Genomic DNA, 16663 nt, shown 5'->3' with positions numbered 1-16663 from the left:
GACCCCCTCCCCCAGCCCCTCCCCTCAAGGGGGAGGGGAGCCCTCGTCCGGTGGTTGTTACGCCAGCTTGGGCGCGATCTTCTTGCAGGCCTCGATCAGCCCCTCGACGGCACCGACCGACTTGTCGAAGGCCTTCTGTTCAGCAGAGTTCAATGAAATCTCGATGACCTTCTCGGCGCCACCGGCCCCGATCACCACCGGCACGCCGACATAGGTGCCCTTAACGCCATACTGGCCATCGAGGTAGGCCGCGGCGGGCAGCACGCGCTTCTTGTCCTTGAGGTAGCTCTCGGCCATCGCGATGGCCGAAGTGGCCGGGGCATAGAAGGCCGAACCGGTCTTGAGCAGGCCGACGATCTCGGCGCCGCCGTCACGGGTGCGCTGGATGATGGCATCGAGCTTTTCCTTGCTCATCCAGCCCATCTTGACGATGTCGGTGAGCGGAATGCCGGCAACGGTGGAGTAGCGGGCCAGCGGCACCATGGTATCGCCATGGCCGCCCAGCACGAAGGCATTGATGTCTTCCACCGACACCTTGAGCTCGTCGGCGATGAAGTGGACGAAGCGCGAGCTGTCCAGCACGCCGGCCATGCCGATGACCTGGTTGGTCGGCAGGCCGCTGAACTTCTGCAGGGCCCAGACCATGGCGTCGAGCGGGTTGGTGATGCAGATGACGAAGGCCTTGGGGGCATATTTGGCAATGCCCGCGCCCACCTGCTCCATCACCTTGAGGTTGATTTCCAGCAGGTCGTCGCGGCTCATGCCCGGCTTGCGCGGCACGCCGGCGGTGACGATGACCACATCGGCGCCCTTGAGGTCTTCATATTTGGAGGTGCCGGTGATGGAAGCGTCATAGCCTTCCACCGGGGCCGACTGGGAAATATCGAGCGCCTTGCCCTGCGGCACGCCATCGACGATATCGAACAATACGATGTCGCCAAGGTCCTTGAGAGCCGCCAGATGGGCGAGCGTCCCGCCGATCTGACCCGAGCCGATAAGAGCGATCTTCTTGCGCGCCATAAGTCCTCATCCCAGACTGCGTTGAATTGGCGCACCTCTTAACCCTGTCGGTCGGGAGGGGCAAGTGAACCCTTCGTATAAACGGGATTTAGGCCCTTGCTGATGGGCGAAGGGGGCGTGCCGGTTGGGCAAGTGCCACGCCCTCGTGGTTCGAGGCGCTGAAGAAGCGCACCTCACCATGAGGGCTACTTTAAACTCAGCGCTTCCAGTAGCCCTCATGGTGAGGCGGGAGCGTAGCGACCTCGAACCACGAGGGCGTGGCACTATCCCGCCTCCCGAAGCCCTCGCCCCAGATACCCCTCCGACTGCATCTCATCGAGCCGCGACACCGTGCGCTGGAACTCGAATGCCGTCCTGTCGTCCTTGCCCAATTGGTCCAGCGGCACGGCAAAGCTGGCGCCCAGCTTCACCCCGCGATCATAGAGATTGTCGATCAGCAGGATAAAGCGCTTGGCCGCGTCCGACATGGTCCGGTCCATCTGCGGCACGCCGTCGATGATGATGGAATCGAATTGATGGGCAATCCGCACGAAGTCGCGTGAACCGAGTGGCTTCTGGCAAAGGTCGGCAAAGCCGAAGCGCGCCGCCCCCATCGCCACCAGCGGCACGGGGATTTCCCGCCCGATGCTTTCCACCACGCCGGGGTGACCCACCTCGCCCCCTGTGATACGCAGCCACAACCGGTTCATCTCGGCGCGCACCTCAGGACCGGTCCCGAAAGCATAGACATGCTGACCGGCGAATTTCAGGCGCCGGTAGTCCCGCGCCGCCGGAAGGGCAGCCACCGTGACGTGACGCTTGAGCAGGTCGATGAACGGCAAAAAAAGCTGGCGGTTGAGTCCATCCTTGTAGAGCCCGTCGGGCGCCACATTGGACGTCGCCACCAGCGTCACGCCCTGGGCGAACAGCTTGTCGAACAGCCGATAGAGCAGCATGGCATTGGTGATGTCATGCACATGGAATTCATCGAGGCAGAGCAGGCGCAGCCCGGATTTGACGATGGGTTTCACCACAGCCTCGACCGGATCGGCATCGCGGCCCTTCCTGCTCTTGCGGAAGGCGGCCATGCCGGCATGGATTTCGTCCATGAATTCGTGGAAATGCACGCGCCGCTTTTGCCCTATCGGCACGGCGGCAAAGAACAGGTCCATCAGCATGGTCTTGCCGCGCCCCACCTCGCCATGGAGATAAAGCCCGCGCACCGGCTCGCGGGAATCGAAGAGCTTGCCCAGCAGGCCCTTGGGGCGCTCGACCGAAACCCCGGCCAGCACCGCATCGAGCAGCCCGGCCGCCTCGTGCTGCGCCGGGTCGGGGATCAGCACGCCACGCTCCGCCAGTTCCGCATAGGCGGCGGTGACGGGGGCGGGAGAGAGCTGGGAGAGGTTGATAGTCGACATCATATACCGGCGCCGCCCTCGGGCTCGACCCGAGGGCCTGCTGCAACATCCATTGCGTTGAGAGGGGCCCTCGGGTCAAGCCCGAGGGCGGCGCGGTAGGTATTATGAAGCCGCCTTCTTCACCTCTCCCTTTGGGGGAGAGGTCGACCCGTCTTCGGGTCGGGTGAGGGGGCCTTTTCTTGATGCGGTGGGGGGGAAGGCCCCCTCACCCGGCGCTGCGCGCCGACCTCTCCCCCAAGGGAGAGGTGGAAACCTACCTGGACATCGAAATCGCCTGGCCGCCGCCCATCGTGCCGATATAGCGGCCGCCCGACGGGGCGAGGAAGGCGGCGATATTGCCGTTTTCATCATAGAGCTGGAGCTGGCTGCCCACCTGCTGCCAGCCGGTGACCGAGGCGATCTGCGGCACGGTGCAGCCCGGCGCCGAGGCGCGGTAATAGCTGGTGCCGGTCTTGGCGGTCATCGGCAGGTTGATGCGGCAGGTCGCGGCGCCAGCAGCGACGTTCCACACGCCTTCGGGGCCGGCGCTCATGCCCCCGGAAACCGGCTGGGCCAGCGGATCGAGCGAGACGATGGAGGGCAAGGTGCCCGGCGCGGTCGAGGCCGTCTGGTTGGCGGGAACGCCGCCCAGCACCGGCTGGCCGCTGAGGCCGGGAGCCGGCGTTCCGGTGGCGCCGATAGCCGGCAAGGTGCCCTGCTGCACGGTGGAATTCTGCACCGGCTGCAACTGCGCCGGCGCGCCGATCGTGTTGAGGTTGGCCGTATTGGAACCGGTGGACTGGCATGCCGCCAGTACAACGGCGATTGCCGCCACGCCTACCGCGGACAACGATCCGCGCATCCAAACCGTCATGGGTTCCGCTCCTGCCCTAGGGCTTAATAAAGGTTAACAGCCTGGCTGGCTTATAGCCAAACCCCGCGCTGCGTTCAACCGCCCGGCCCGCAATCGACCTACCGCATACCAATGTGGCCGTTTTAGGTGTCGGGCCCGGTCATTTCCTTCAACAGGTCACGGGCCAGAACGGTTGCATCGGCGACCTCGTCTTCGGGCACCTGCACCGGCACGCCCTCGGGCCCGAACAGATTGGGCACCCCCGGCAGTCCACCATCGCCCTGTTCCAGCGGATTGAACCCATAAGCGCGCAGCGCCACCACCAGCGCCCGCGCCTGGGCGGGATTCTTGACGTGGGCGATGATCTGGTAGGTCATGGGCAACTCCGCGTGGGGGGATGGTGAACGGGCCTCGCCACTTGGGCAAGCAAAAAGACCGGGCGGAGCCTGAGTGCCACGCCTCGCACCTCACCATGAGGGCTACTGGGAACTCGATGCATCATCAGCCCTCATGGTGAGGTGCGCTTCTTCAGCGCCTCGAACCACGAGGGCGTGGCACAAGCCCCCATTCACCCCCCACCCTTGCCAACCCGTCATCAAAGTGTTGCACTCCCCGTGAACCGCTTTCACTTCATGGTGATTTGCCGGCTCGGACGGCCCCGCGCTTAGCTCCACGCAAACTCGCCTGCCCGGAGACCCGATGGGCGCCTATATAATCCGCCGCCTGCTGCTGATGATCCCGACCGTGTTCGGCATCATGGCGATCTCGTTCCTCATCACCCAATTCGCGCCCGGCGGCCCGGTGGAGCAGGCACTCGCCAATCTCTCCGGCCAGAACAGTTCCATTGCCGAGCGCATCACCGGCAGCGAGGCCGGTGATTTCGCCGCCCAGCCCGGCCAGGGCGGCAACAAATCGGCCTATCGCGGCAGCCAGGGCCTGTCGCCCGAACTGGTCGCGCGCATCGAAAAGCAGTTCGGCTTCGACAAGCCGCCCCTGGAACGCTTCGGGCTGATGCTGGGAAACTACCTGCGCTTCGATTTCGGCGAGAGCTACTATCGCGATATCTCGGTGATCGACCTCATCGTCGAAAAGATGCCGGTCTCCATCTCGCTGGGCCTGTGGATGACGCTGATCGCCTATGGCATCTCCATCCCGCTCGGCATCCGCAAGGCCATATCCGATGGCTCGCGCTTCGATGTCTGGACCTCGACCGTGGTCATCATCGGTTATGCCATTCCCGGCTTCCTCATCGCCATCATGCTGATCATCCTTTTTGCCGGCGGCAGCTTCTGGTCGTTCTTCCCGCTGCGCGGCCTGACGTCGCCCGGCTTTGCCAGCTTTCCCTGGTGGAAACAGGTGCTCGACTATTTCTGGCACCTGGTGCTGCCCATCATCGCCATGGGGCTGGGGGCCTTTGCCACGACGACGCTGTTGACCAAGAACTCGTTCATCGACGAGATCGGCAAGCAATATGTCACCACTGCCCGCGCCAAGGGGCTGACGGAAAACCAGGTGCTCTATCGCCACGTCTTCCGCAACGCCATGATGCTGATCATCGCCAGCTTTCCCGGCGCCTTTGTCGGCGCCTTTTTCGGCGGCTCGCTACTGATCGAGACCATCTTCTCGCTCGACGGGCTGGGCCTGCTCGGTTTCCAGTCGGTGGCCAATCGCGACTATCCGGTGGTCTTCGCCACGCTCTATATCTTCAGCCTGCTCGGCCTTATCATCGCGCTGGTTTCCGACCTGGCCTATATGTGGGTCGATCCGCGCCTCGATTTCGAAAGCCGCGAAGTATGAGCGAGATGGCGGCAGAGGCCGCGGCGGTCGAATCTCCGCGCAATCGCTGGCTCTCCCCGCTCAACCGGCGGCGGCTCGACAATTTCCGCGCCAACCGCCGGGGCTATTGGTCGCTGTGGATTTTCCTCGTGCTGTTCGTGGCGGCGCTGGGCTCCGAATTCATCGCCAATGACCGCCCCATTATCGCCTCCTACAAGGGCGAGCTGCTGTTCCCCGCCTTTGTCGACTATCCCGAATCCAAATTCGGCGGCTTCCTCGCCATCACCAATTACCGCGACGATTTCATCGCCTCGGAAATTGCGGCCAATGGCTGGACCGTCTGGCCGCCCATCCACTTCAACTACCAGACCGTCGATGGCTTCCTGCCCTATTCGGGCGCCGTCGCCCCGAGCTGGACCATGACGGCGGCAGAAAACTGCGCCCGCTATCCGCAGGGAGCGGCCGACCCCAACTGCCACTGGGGCAATTATCACTGGCTGGGCACCGACGATCGCGGTCGCGACGTCATGGCCCGCCTGTTCTACGGCTTCCGCATCTCGGTGCTGTTCGGGCTGACGCTGACCATCTTCTCCTCCGTCATCGGCGTGGTGGCCGGCGCCGTGCAGGGCTATTTCGGCGGCTGGGTCGATCTCATCTTCCAGCGCTTCATCGAAATCTGGACCTCGATCCCCGCGCTCTACCTGCTGCTCATCATCTCCTCCGTCATCGCCCCCAATTTCTGGGTGCTGCTGGGGATATTGCTGCTGTTTTCCTGGGTATCGCTGGTCGGCATCGTGCGCGCCGAATTCCTGCGCGGCCGTAATTTCGAATATATCGCCGCCGCCCGCGCGCTGGGCGTCTCCAACCTCACCATCATGTTCCAGCACCTTTTGCCCAACGCCATGGTGGCGACGCTCACCTTCATGCCCTTCATTCTCTCCGGCTCGGTGGTGACTCTGACCTCGCTCGACCTGCTCGGCTTCGGCCTGCCGCCCGGCTCGCCCTCGCTGGGCGAATTGCTGGCCCAGGGCAAGAACAACCTCCAGGCCCCCTGGCTCGGCCTGACCGGCTTTTTCACCATCGCCATCATGATGACCCTGCTGGTGTTTGTGGGCGAAGCAGTGCGCGATGCCTTCGATCCCAGAAAGTCGATGGCATGACCGCCCCCCTGCTCTCCATCCGCGATCTCACCATTGCCTTCGGCGCGCATGAGGCGACGCGGGGCATATCCTTCGACATCGCGCCGGGCGAGACCGTGGCCCTGGTCGGCGAAAGCGGCTCGGGCAAGTCGGTGACCGCCCTGTCCGTGCTGAAACTCCTGCCACCCTCCGCCGCGCTGTCCGGGCAAATCCTGTTCAAGGGGCGGGACCTGGTCACCGCCCCGCCAGCCGAATTGCGCGCCGTGCGCGGCAATGACATTTCGATGATCTTCCAGGAGCCGATGAGTTCGCTCAACCCGGTCCACACCGTCGAGCGGCAGATCGGGGAAGTGCTGGCCATCCATCGCGGGTTGCGCGCCACTGCCGCCCGCAAGCGGGTGCTCGAACTGCTCGACGCCGTCGGCATTCCTGATCCGCAGAGCCGCCTCGGCGCCTATCCGCATCAATTGTCCGGCGGCCAGCGCCAGCGCGTCATGATCGCCATGGCCCTGGCCAATGAGCCCGACCTGCTGATCGCCGACGAACCCACCACCGCGCTCGACGTGACGGTACAGGCGCAAATCCTGACGCTGCTCAAGCATTTGCAGCAAAGCCTCGGCATGGCCATGCTGTTCATCACCCACGATCTGGGCATCGTCAAACGGATCGCCGACCGCGTCTGCATCATGACCCAAGGCGAAATCGTCGAGACCGGCCCGGTGGCGCCGATCTTCGCCAGCCCGCAGCACGCCTATACGCGCCACCTGCTCGCCGCCGAGCCGCGCGGCAAGCCGCCCGAGGCCGATCCCAGCGCGCCCCATATCGTCGAAGTCGCCGACCTCAAGGTCTGGTTCCCCATCAAGCGCGGCGTGTTCCGTCGCACCGTCGGCCATATCAAGGCGGTCGACGGGGTCGATCTCGCCATCCGCCGTGGCGAAACCCTCGGCGTCGTCGGCGAAAGCGGCTCGGGCAAGTCCACCCTCGGCTATGCCCTGCTGCGGCTATTGCCCTCCGTGGGCCGTATCGTCGTGCTTGGCAACGCCATCCAGTCGCGCTCATGGAAGGCCATGCGGCCTTTGCGCAAGGACATGCAGATCGTCTTCCAGGACCCCTATGGCTCGCTGAGCCCGCGCCTGTCGGTCGATGAAATCATCGGCGAAGGGCTTGCCGTCCACGCCCCGCAGATCGGCGCCCGGGAGCGCAACGCCCGCGTTGTGCGGGTGCTGGAGGAGGTCGACCTGCCGCCCGAAGCGCGACTGCGCTACCCCCACGAATTCTCCGGCGGCCAGCGCCAGCGCATCGCCATCGCCCGCGCCATGGTGCTGGAGCCCAAATTCGTCGTGCTGGACGAGCCCACCTCGGCGCTCGACGTCTCGATCCAGGCGCAGGTCATCGACCTGCTGCGCGATATCCAGCAGCGCCGCGGCCTCACCTACATGTTCATCTCGCACGACCTCAAGGTGGTGCGCGCGCTGGCCAACCAGCTCATCGTCATGCGCGACGGCCGTATCGTCGAACAGGGCCCGGCCGCCGAAATCTTCGCCGCCCCGCAGTCTGACTATACCAGGGCGCTGCTCGCCGCGGCGTTTACGGATTCAGCGGCTCTTTCGCCTCCCTCCCCCTTGAGGGGAGGGACCGAGGGTGGGGGTCTATCGGCGGATCACTGAACCACCCCCTCCCCGTCCCTCCCCTCAAGGGGGAGGAGGCGCATACCAATGCTTCCGGCAACGCCCGAAACGGTCTAGCTTCATGTCACAAAATTCCAATCCCCGGAGCCGTCCGATGAAACTCGCACCCCTCCTCGCCACCGCCCTGATGCTGGCCCTCGCGGGGCCGGCTCTGGCCCAGACCCCGACCGACGTGTGGAGCAATTCCTTCACCCTGGAAGGCGAGCCCAAATACGGCCAGGACTATACCCATTTCGACTATGTCAATGTCGATGCGCCCAAGGGGGGCGTGGTGCGCCAGGGCGATCTGGGGGGCTTTGATACCTTCAACCCCATCCTGCCCAAGGGCGAGCCGGCCGGCGGCATCGGCCTCCTCTACGAGACGCTGATGACGCCCTCCATGGACGAGCAGAACACCTATTATTGCCTGCTCGCCGAGGCCCTCAAGATCGCCCCGGACTATGGCTCGGTCACCTTCCGCATGGACCCCGACGCCCATTGGAACGATGGCGAGCCCGTGACTGCGGAGGACGTGGTCTGGACTTTCAACAAGCTGATCGAGGTCAATCCCGACCGCCAGCAATATTACATCAACATCGAAAAGGCCGAGGTCACCGCCCCAGGCGAAGTGACCTTCACCTTCAACCAGACCGACAATCGCGAACTGCCGCTGATCCTGGGCCAGCTCATGGTGCTGCCCCGGCATTGGTGGGAGGGCACCGATGCCAAGGGCAAGCAGCGCAATATCGCCGAATCGACGCTCGAACCGCCCTTGGGCTCCGGCCCCTATGAGCTGGCCAGCTTCGACGCCGGCCGCTCCATCACCTATACCAGGGTCGAGAACTACTGGGGCACCAACCATCCGACCCAGGTCGGCCATAACAATTTCGACGAATACCGGCTCGAATATTTCCTCGACCTGACGGTGGAATTCGAGGCCTTCAAGGGCGACCAGTTCGACTGGTGGTGGGAAAACCAGGCCCGCCGCTGGGCCACCGCCTACGATTTCCCGGCCGTCACCGAAGGCCGCGTCATCAAGGAACTGTTCCCCCAGGATTATGCCGGCTCCGGCATCGGGCTGGGCTTCATCCCCAACCTGCGCCGCGAAAAGTTCCAGGACGCCCGCGTCCGCGAAGCCCTCAACTATGCCTTCGACTTCGAAGAGCTGAGCAATACCGTCTTCTTCAACCAGTATGACCGCATCGACAGCTACTTCTTCGGCCTGCCCTTCAAGTCGACCGGCCTGCCGGAGGGCGAGGAACTGGAAGTCCTCAACTCGGTCAAGGACATGGTGCCGCCCTCCGTCTTCACCGAGCCCTATGCCAACCCGGTGAGCGGCGATCCGGCCAAGCTGCGCGAAAACCTGCGCACCGCGCTCGGCCTGTTCAACGAGGCCGGCTATACGCTCGATGGCAACCGGCTGGTCGATGCCAATGGGCAGCAGTTCAGTTTCGAAATCCTGCTCAACGGCCCGACCATCGAGCCGGTGGCGACCAACCTCGTCACCAACCTGGCCCAGATCGGCGTCGCCGCCACCATCCGCACCGTCGACAGCCCGCAATTCATCAACCGCGCCCGCTCGTTCGACTACGACATGATCTATGCCGGCTGGGCCCAATCCTTCTCGCCGGGCAATGAGCAGCGCTTCTTCTTCGGCTCCTCCACCGCCAACGAGGAAGGCAGCCAGAACTATGCCGGCATCGCCAACCCCGCCATCGACGCCCTGATCGACAAGCTGGTGGTTGCCGACGACCGCGACACCCAGATCGCCATCACCAAGGCCATCGACCGGGTGCTGCTGCACAACTACTACATGGTCCCCAGCTACACCCTGCGCAATTCCCGCATCGCCCGCTGGGACCGCTTCAGCCACCCCGAAAAGCTGCCGGATTTTTCCAGCGGGTTCCCCACGATCTGGTGGTGGGACGCGGAGAAGGCGGCGAAGACGGGTGGGGCGGGATATTAGAGGCACGCCTTCATGGTTCGAGGCGCTGAGGAAGCGCACCTCACCATGAGGGCTACTTTTAACGCGGTGTTCCAGTAGCCCTCATGGCGAGGCGGGAGCGCAGCGACCCTCGGAACCACGAGGGCGTGGCACGGAGATAGGCATGGAGGCCTGCGTCTATATCCTGCGCTGTGCCGATGGTTCCTATTATGTGGGCCTGACCCGGAAGGAGCCCGAAGAGCGGCTATGGGAGCACAACAACAAGGTCGTGCCCGGCTATACCGCTTCACGCACGCCGGTCGAACTGGTCCACGTCGAGCGATACGAACGCATTGTCGAGGCCATAGCGCGCGAACTGCAGGTGAAGAGATGGTCCCGCAAGAAGAAGGAAGCGCTGATCCGCGGTGACTTTGAAAGCCTGCCGGACCTGGCGAGCCGGCCCAAGCGCACATAGTGCCACGCCCTCGTGGTTCGAGGCTCGCGAAGGGCTCGCACCTCACCATGAGGGCTACTGGAAACTCGGTGTATCAACAGCCCTCATGGTGAGGTGCGCTTCTTCAGCGCCTCGAACCAGGAGGGCGTGGCACAATCCCTCAGTAATCCCGCTCATAAAACACGCCCAGGCTGGAATTCCCGTCCTGCCCGGCCGCGCCCGTCACCTTGAGATCACTCGTCACGTCGAGGTTGATCGTCACCTTGCTCTGCCCGTTGGCCCCGGCCTGCACGCCGAGATACACATTGTCCTGGATATAGGTCCCCGCCTGCACCGCGACATTTCCGCTATCGTCGCTGACGATATCGAGATCGGCCAGGCCCGCCGCGCCGCGCAGGCTGTCCACCAGCCCATTGCCGCCACCGCCGACCAGCTCCGCCGCCGCGCCGGCCAGCTTGGCCAGTTGCAGGGGCGACAGCTCGCCCATCGAGCGGTTGAAGATCAGCCGGCTCAGCACCTCGTCCTGCGGCAGCATCGGGCTGGAGGAAAAGCTCACATCGATATCCGAGGCCCGGCCCGAAACGGTGACGAACACCGTGATCCCCTCGCCCTCGGTGCGCGCCACCAGGTTGAGGAACGGGTCGAGATCGCCCACCAGCGTCACCGTGCCACTCTCGAAAGTCACCCGCTGCCCGAGAATGGCCAGCCGGCCGCGATTGAGCGCAAAGCCGCCCACCGGCTGGATATTATTGATCGGCCCGGTGAGCCGCACCGACCCGCCCACTTCCGCATCGAGCCCGCGGCCGCGAATGAAAATCTGGTTGGGCGCGCTGACATTGACGTCGAGCAGCAGTCCCGCCGGCCGCGTCTGCGGAATCGGCGCGCCGCTGCGATCGTCGATTTTGGCGCGCTGGAGCGTCTGCTCCACAGCCGGCGGCGTACGGACGTGATCGACGTCGATCAGTTGCGCCCCGCCGCCGAAATTCTCCGGAATGGTGATGTTGGCTTCTTCGACGAACACGTCGCCGGCCAGCAGCGGCGTGCCGGTGAGGTTGCCGGTCAATGCCAGACTGCCCGACACGGTGGCGACGAACAGGTTGCCATCGGCATAGCGCGCCGAATTGAGCGCGACACGCACATTGGCCGGGAAGCCGCCATTGAGCCCCACCGAGCCCGAGGCGGAAACCGAGCCGCCGGTGGCCAGGTTTGCCGAGAGGCTGTCGATCACCAGATTGGTGCCATTGAGGCTGGCCGAGCCGGCAATGCCCTGTAGCCGCAGGTTGAGTTCGGGGTCGATATAGCCGGCATTGCTGGTCGAGACCCGGCCGTCGAATTGTGGACTGGCGAGGCTGCCGCGCACCTGCGCGTCCAGCGTCACCACGCCGCTCAACTGCCCGCCACGATCGGCGACGAAGCGGTTGCCCAGCACCAAAGGCGCCGAGCCGGTGACGGCGATATCGAGGCCCCGGCCTTCGAGCGGCACCGTGCCCGAGCCGCGCAGGGTCAACCCGCCCGAACCATTGGCCGTCAGCGCCGCCAGCGTCACCACGCCGTCGCGATAGGTGCCATTGGCGGTGACGCCCAGCGGCGCGATGCCGAAGTCGTTTATCGCCGCACCGCCAATTCCTCCGGCCTGTATCTCGAAAGCCGTATTCGCCCCGCTCTGCCGCGCCGCCAGGCTCAAGGTGGCGACATCGAAACCGGCCGCCGAAACACCGCTGGCATTGACCGCGCCATCGACGGCCGGAACGCCGAACAAATCGCCCACCGTGGCGCGCATATCGGCCGCGCCGACGCGAATGTCGCTAACCACCAGCGCCCGAACGTCGCCGCGAATGGTCGCGCCCTGCCTGCCATCCACCGACGCCAAGGTCACCTCGGCATTGATCGCGCCCGTAGCGTCGAGCAGCGCCAGGGCCGCCGGAACCGACACGTCCGGCGAAACAATTGTCAGCCCGCCGTCGATCAGCCCTGTTTCCGCCGTGCGCGTCAGCCCGCCGGTAATGCGCGTGCCCGCCGCCTGGAAATCGAGATCGGCCAGGCGTTGCGTCTCCGGCGTGACGCTGACAGCGGCGGCGAGCGTGGTGCGATAGCCATCGAGCGCCGCGGCGCCGGAAATATTGCCGCCGAGCCCATTGGTGTCGTAGCGCCCGTCGAAGCTCAGCGCGGCATCGCGCAAGGCGCGCCCGGCCAGCGTGCCGCTGGGGACGGTCGCATCAAGATCTAGGTCGATGACGCTGTCCTGCCCCTTGGCCGTGCCCACCACCTTGAGCGCGCCGCTCGCCTGGTCGGACAACAGGCCCAGATCGCTCAGGTCGAGATTGAAGGCGAAATCGGCCAGCGCATTGGAATAGGTGCCATCGGCCAGCATCTGCACCTGGTCATTGGCGATGCGGAAATTCTCTGCCGTCAACCCCGCCTCGGTGCGCGCCACGCGGCCGGACAGGTCCACCGTACCGGCCAGCAAGCCATCGGCAAGCTCGTCGTCCATGGCCAGATTGGTGCCCGTACCATCGAGCACCAGGTCGAATCCGCCGCTCAGCGGCATAATGGAACCATTGGCCTTGAGCGACAGAGCCCCATTCAGCGCGCGTCCCGCCAGCCCCGAGAACGGAGCGATGCTGGACGTTTCGAGGACGATATCGCCAAGGAAATCCAGCCCATCGAGCTGGCCGGTCAGTGCCGCCGTAAGGGCCTGTCCCGCCACGCGGAACTCGGCCAGTTGCACCGGCTCGCCGGCATTCCACAGGCCGGCAATGCCCAGGCCAATGCCGTCGCCCAAAGCCGCCTCGATTTCCGCGGAGCCGGATATGCCCGACAGCGTACCATCGCCATTGAAGGTTACGCGCCGTGTCGTGGGGTCACTGAGATTGGCGGCCACGCCGCCGACGCTCAGCGCCAGGTTTTCCGCCGCAAATCCGGAGGTCTCGAACCCGGCCATGGCCAGCGTCGCCGTCCAGTCCTCGCTGGCCCCGCCGCCAAAGGTCACGGCCAATTGCGCCGAGCCGATGCGCGTGGCGCTGCCCGGCACCGGCAGGATCACCTGTCCGCCCGCCGGATCGGCGATGACGGCGTTGAGATCGAGCAGCTTGAGGAAATTGTCCGGCGTGGTTTCGGCCGCCGCTTCAAGCGACAATTGCCCGCCGCTGAGCCGCAATCCGGTGACGGAAATACCACCCGCAGAATGAATCAGCGCATTGGCCGTCAGCGCGGTCTCGGCGCCAAAGAACGGCCGATAGGGCTCGGCAATCAGCGTCGCCAGCGGCCCGCGCAGATCGGCGGCCACGGCAATGCCTTCGGCCTGCTGGTTGACCGTGGCCACGCCCGATAAAGCGGTCTGGCCGTTGGCCACCAGGCTCAGCTCCGTGCGCAGGTCGGTCACCGGCCCGCTGCCATTGACGGTCAGCGTCACCGCCGGGCGGTTCTCGATATTGAGCAGGTTGGCGATGACGCCGTTTTCCGGCTCCACCAGCGCCAGGCCGAGATCGATGCTGGCATCGGCTTTGGCATATTTGACGTCGAGATCGAGCGTGCCGCCCGGCCCGTCGAGACGGACAATATCGAGATTGGCATCGAGATTGCCGCCATCCAGCGTCATGGCGCCGGCCAGCGAAATTTCCGAGCCCAGCCCAAACACATTTTCCCCGAAGGTCACGCTGGGCACGGTCAGTTCATCGATGATGACCGCCACCGGCAATTCGGGCACCTGGAAGCCACCGGCTTCGGGCGCAGGCAAATCCACCGCGCCCTCGACCGGCACGGCGTTGCGGATGTATTCGATGGAATCGGCGGTGAGCGAGCGCACCTCCAGCCGGCCGGTGAACAGGGCCGCCTGGTTCCAGTTGAGCCGCGCATTGTTGACCCGCAGCCACACGCCCTCGGCATCGGAAATGGTGATCTGGCGGATCGCGACGTCAGAACCCAGCGCGCCCTCGATATTGGAGAGCCGTATTTGTCGTTCCGGCGTCGACAGGCGATCCTGTACGAAGCTGGTCAGCCAGTCCTTCTGCTCCTCATTGTCCATCGTCAGCACGTCCTGCGCCACGATGACGGCAGGCACGGCCAGGCCAAGCCCCAGCAGTACGAGGATGAGGGCGATGAACCGCCGTGGCAGGGAAGTGAGCCGGGCCATCAGAAGGCCTGTCCTATGCCGACATAGAGCGCATAATCGGGATCGCCCGGCTTCTTGTTGAGCGGAATGGCGAAATCGGCCCGCAACGGCCCGAGCCCGGTATAGTAGCGCAGCCCCACGCCGGCGCCGACGCGCAGGTCGCTCAGCGCGGGAAACACGTCGGCCGCCACATAGCCACCATCGACGAACCCGACGACACCGATATCCTGGGTCACCTTGGCGCGGGCTTCGAGCGAAGCTTCGAGCAGATAGCGCCCGCCGGTAATGGTGCCGGTGCCATCATCGACGCCGATGGACTTGTAGGCATAGCCGCGCACCGAGCCGCCACCGCCGGCAAAGAACAGCTTGTCGGGCGGAATTTCCGCCAGGCTGGGCCCCAGCAGCACGCCGGCCTTGAGCCGCCCGGCCAGCACGAAGGGATCGTCCTCGCCAAAGCCGAAATAGGTGCGCCCCTCGGCAGTCAGCCTGGCCCCGAAATTGTTGTAGTTCATCTCGTAGAACGGCTCGAGATTGACCTGGCCGAACCAGCCCTCGGTTGGATCGACGCTATCGTCGCGGAAGTCCAGGGTCGCGCCGGCATAGAGCCCGATAGTCTTGAAGTCGCGCGTGCCGAACACGTCATCGAAGCGGTTGAGCTCGAACTGCGCCCCGCCTTCGAAGCTGATCTGGTCAGAGAGGATATGCGTCAATCCCACCCGCCCGCTTGCCGAGGTTTCGGTGAAGGTCGGGTAGATGGTCCGCTCGGCCGAAACGGCGGCAACCAGGTCGGTATCCGGCGTGAAAATGCCCGGCTTGGTGAAGGTGCCGCCAAAGAAATAGTCGAACTGCGCCGTATCGATCGGATAGCCGATGCTGGCCACCCGTGCATCGAGCCGCAGTCTTTCGGCCTGCCCGAAGAGATTGCGCCAGAGGTGAAAGGCTTCGAGCCCCAGCCCGTCGACGGTGGAATAATTGGCCCCGACGCCGAAGCGCCGTCCCGGCAGCTCCTGCACGACCAGATTATAGGGCAACAGCCCATCGGCGCCGACCGATTCCGCCGCTTCCAGCCGCGCCGCCCGGAACACTTCGAGCCGGTCGAGCCGCTTCTGCGCCAGCGCCACCTCGTCCGGGTCATATTCCTCGCCCTCAGTCAGCCCCGTCTGCCGGCGCAGGAATTCCGGATCGAGCGCTTCCGCCCCGATCACCGTCACCGCGCCGAAAGCCGCTTTGGGCCCCGGATTGACGGAGATGGTCACATCCACCGTCGTCGTCGCATGGTCAGCCACAACGTCGCGGGTTGCGATTGCCGCCTTGGCGTAACCCTGCTGCCGCCAGGCCTCCAGCGCCAGTTGCTCGGCCCGCAGGATCACCGAGGATTTGGCGATCTCGCCGGCGCCGAACCCAGCATGGACAGGTGGCTCCACATAATCATTGGGGTCGGATGTCGGCAGCGCCTGATTGACGATGGTCACGCTGTTGAAGTGGAACAGCGGCCCCGGATCGACCACCACGGCCACATCCACCGGATCGGGCAGGTCGACATCGGGCGCCAGCGTGGCCGCCTCGACGCCGCCGACACGGATGGACGCCGTGCCGCCGTAATAGCCTTCATTGTAGAGCGCCGCGACAATGCGGCGATAATCGCCCCGCGCCTTTGCCAACAGCCCCGCCGCACCCGAAGCCGGCTCGTTCTGGTCGGCGACCAAAGCCGAGGCATTGCGCACCGCGCTTTCGACCGCGCCGGTGGCATTGACGACCAGGGTGACCAGATAGGGCTGCGGATCGGCAATCACCGCCTCCGCATCCTGCTCGCTCTGGTCCTCGAACAGCTTGAGCCCGAAGATGTCGAACGCAGCAGCAGGCACCGTGACCGCGCCGAAACCGGCAGCAGCCACGCACAGGGCGCCAAAACTCGTTACCAGACGCGCGATATGCAGTGGACCCGTTCCCGCCCGTTACGCTTCAACCACTTGAGGCAGAAGCAGAAGTTTGCCCCGTGGGAGAGAAGATTCCGTTAAGCACCTTCCGCCCGACCGCGCTAACGCTGCACGCCTGCCCAACAGGCGGTCATTTCATGGCAAGTTTAGGGCTGGGTGGGGGAAGGAACAACCTTTGAGGCATATTGTCGAGAATTGCAGAGCGGGATGGTGGCTTATGGGGCACAGATTCCGCCATCAACTCGATCGTCACCCTCGGGCTTGACCCGAGGGCCCTGTACTTAACGATCGTCCAGTAAGTGAGGAGCCCTCGGGTCAAGCAACTGTCGATTGTTGACGATAGCATTGAGGATGGTGATGAACTTTCTCATTGCAGCGTTGATGGCGAGTTTGAAGGGTTTTCCGT

General features: G+C 64.6%; 11 protein-coding genes. 5 read left to right on the top strand and 6 right to left on the bottom strand.

The genetic code is table 11. The features are described from left to right. Positions 1 to 57: 57 nt before the first annotated feature. The 4 genes from mdh to ASD80_RS04780 all read right to left on the bottom strand — a co-directional run bounded on the left by mdh (position 58) and on the right by ASD80_RS04780 (position 3626). Positions 58 to 1020 (bottom strand): malate dehydrogenase, encoded by a 963-nt coding sequence (gene mdh / locus ASD80_RS04795; protein WP_056229719.1) that lies wholly within the window; start codon positions 1018 to 1020, stop codon positions 58 to 60. Positions 1021 to 1283: 263 nt separating this feature from the next. Then, positions 1284 to 2420 (bottom strand): cell division protein ZapE, encoded by a 1137-nt coding sequence (gene zapE / locus ASD80_RS04790; protein WP_244488938.1) that lies wholly within the window; start codon positions 2418 to 2420, stop codon positions 1284 to 1286. Between the two features lie 250 nt (positions 2421 to 2670). Further along, positions 2671 to 3270: an AprI/Inh family metalloprotease inhibitor gene (locus ASD80_RS04785; RefSeq protein WP_082555062.1), complete on the bottom strand. Its 600-nt coding sequence runs from the start codon at positions 3268 to 3270 to the stop codon at positions 2671 to 2673. A gap of 122 nt (positions 3271 to 3392) precedes the next feature. Then, positions 3393 to 3626 (bottom strand): hypothetical protein, encoded by a 234-nt coding sequence (locus ASD80_RS04780; protein ID WP_056229714.1) that lies wholly within the window; start codon positions 3624 to 3626, stop codon positions 3393 to 3395. Positions 3627 to 3948: 322 nt separating this feature from the next. Here ASD80_RS04780 and ASD80_RS04775 point away from each other — a divergent pair, with 322 nt between their 5' ends. The 5 genes from ASD80_RS04775 (at position 3949) to ASD80_RS04755 (ending at position 10230) form a co-directional block, all read left to right on the top strand. Beyond that, positions 3949 to 5046: a microcin C ABC transporter permease YejB gene (locus ASD80_RS04775; RefSeq protein WP_056229712.1), complete on the top strand. Its 1098-nt coding sequence runs from the start codon at positions 3949 to 3951 to the stop codon at positions 5044 to 5046. Next, entirely contained in the window at positions 5043 to 6185 is a 1143-nt protein-coding gene (locus tag ASD80_RS04770; protein ID WP_156460327.1) for an ABC transporter permease, read from the top strand. The genes ASD80_RS04775 and ASD80_RS04770 overlap by 4 nt, the downstream gene beginning before the upstream one ends. After that, on the top strand, positions 6182 to 7831 hold the full coding sequence (locus ASD80_RS04765; RefSeq protein ID WP_082555061.1) for an ABC transporter ATP-binding protein: 1650 nt from the start codon (positions 6182 to 6184) through the stop codon (positions 7829 to 7831). The genes ASD80_RS04770 and ASD80_RS04765 overlap by 4 nt, the downstream gene beginning before the upstream one ends. 115 nt (positions 7832 to 7946) lie before the next feature. Next, positions 7947 to 9797: an extracellular solute-binding protein gene (locus ASD80_RS04760; protein WP_056229709.1), complete on the top strand. Its 1851-nt coding sequence runs from the start codon at positions 7947 to 7949 to the stop codon at positions 9795 to 9797. A 142-nt stretch (positions 9798 to 9939) separates the two neighbouring features. Continuing rightward, positions 9940 to 10230, top strand: a complete 291-nt coding sequence (locus tag ASD80_RS04755; protein ID WP_056229705.1) for a GIY-YIG nuclease family protein — start codon at positions 9940 to 9942, stop codon at positions 10228 to 10230. A gap of 139 nt (positions 10231 to 10369) precedes the next feature. On the opposite strand, the gene ASD80_RS04750 is transcribed toward ASD80_RS04755, so the two are convergent. Together ASD80_RS04750 and ASD80_RS04745 are read right to left on the bottom strand one after the other, a co-directional pair. Next, positions 10370 to 14341, bottom strand: coding sequence for a translocation/assembly module TamB domain-containing protein (locus ASD80_RS04750; protein ID WP_056229704.1), 3972 nt, complete (start codon positions 14339 to 14341; stop codon positions 10370 to 10372). Further along, entirely contained in the window at positions 14341 to 16221 is a 1881-nt protein-coding gene (locus ASD80_RS04745) for an autotransporter assembly complex protein TamA (protein WP_056229701.1), read from the bottom strand. Before ASD80_RS04745 ends, ASD80_RS04750 begins: the two co-directional genes overlap by 1 nt. Between the last annotated feature and the right edge of the window lie 442 nt (positions 16222 to 16663).

This window comes from Devosia sp. Root635 (genome assembly GCF_001427605.1).
Lineage (GTDB): Bacteria > Pseudomonadota > Alphaproteobacteria > Rhizobiales > Devosiaceae > Devosia.
Note: the sequence above shows the minus strand (reverse complement) of the source record. Positions and strands in the feature narration are given on the sequence as shown.

Excerpts from the sequence above, each read along its gene's own strand:
- ASD80_RS04765 (WP_082555061.1), top strand. The coding sequence starts at position 6,182 with ATGACCGCCCCCCTGCTCTCCATCCGCGATCTCACCATTGCCTTCGGC.
- ASD80_RS04775 (WP_056229712.1), top strand. The coding sequence starts at position 3,949 with ATGGGCGCCTATATAATCCGCCGCCTGCTGCTGATGATCCCGACCGTG.
- ASD80_RS04755 (WP_056229705.1), top strand. The coding sequence starts at position 9,940 with ATGGAGGCCTGCGTCTATATCCTGCGCTGTGCCGATGGTTCCTATTAT.
- mdh (WP_056229719.1), bottom strand. The coding sequence starts at position 1,020 with ATGGCGCGCAAGAAGATCGCTCTTATCGGCTCGGGTCAGATCGGCGGG.
- ASD80_RS04750 (WP_056229704.1), bottom strand. The coding sequence starts at position 14,341 with ATGGCCCGGCTCACTTCCCTGCCACGGCGGTTCATCGCCCTCATCCTC.
- zapE (WP_244488938.1), bottom strand. The coding sequence starts at position 2,420 with ATGATGTCGACTATCAACCTCTCCCAGCTCTCTCCCGCCCCCGTCACC.
- ASD80_RS04780 (WP_056229714.1), bottom strand. The coding sequence starts at position 3,626 with ATGACCTACCAGATCATCGCCCACGTCAAGAATCCCGCCCAGGCGCGG.
- ASD80_RS04760 (WP_056229709.1), top strand. The coding sequence starts at position 7,947 with ATGAAACTCGCACCCCTCCTCGCCACCGCCCTGATGCTGGCCCTCGCG.
- ASD80_RS04770 (WP_156460327.1), top strand. The coding sequence starts at position 5,043 with ATGAGCGAGATGGCGGCAGAGGCCGCGGCGGTCGAATCTCCGCGCAAT.
- ASD80_RS04785 (WP_082555062.1), bottom strand. The coding sequence starts at position 3,270 with ATGACGGTTTGGATGCGCGGATCGTTGTCCGCGGTAGGCGTGGCGGCA.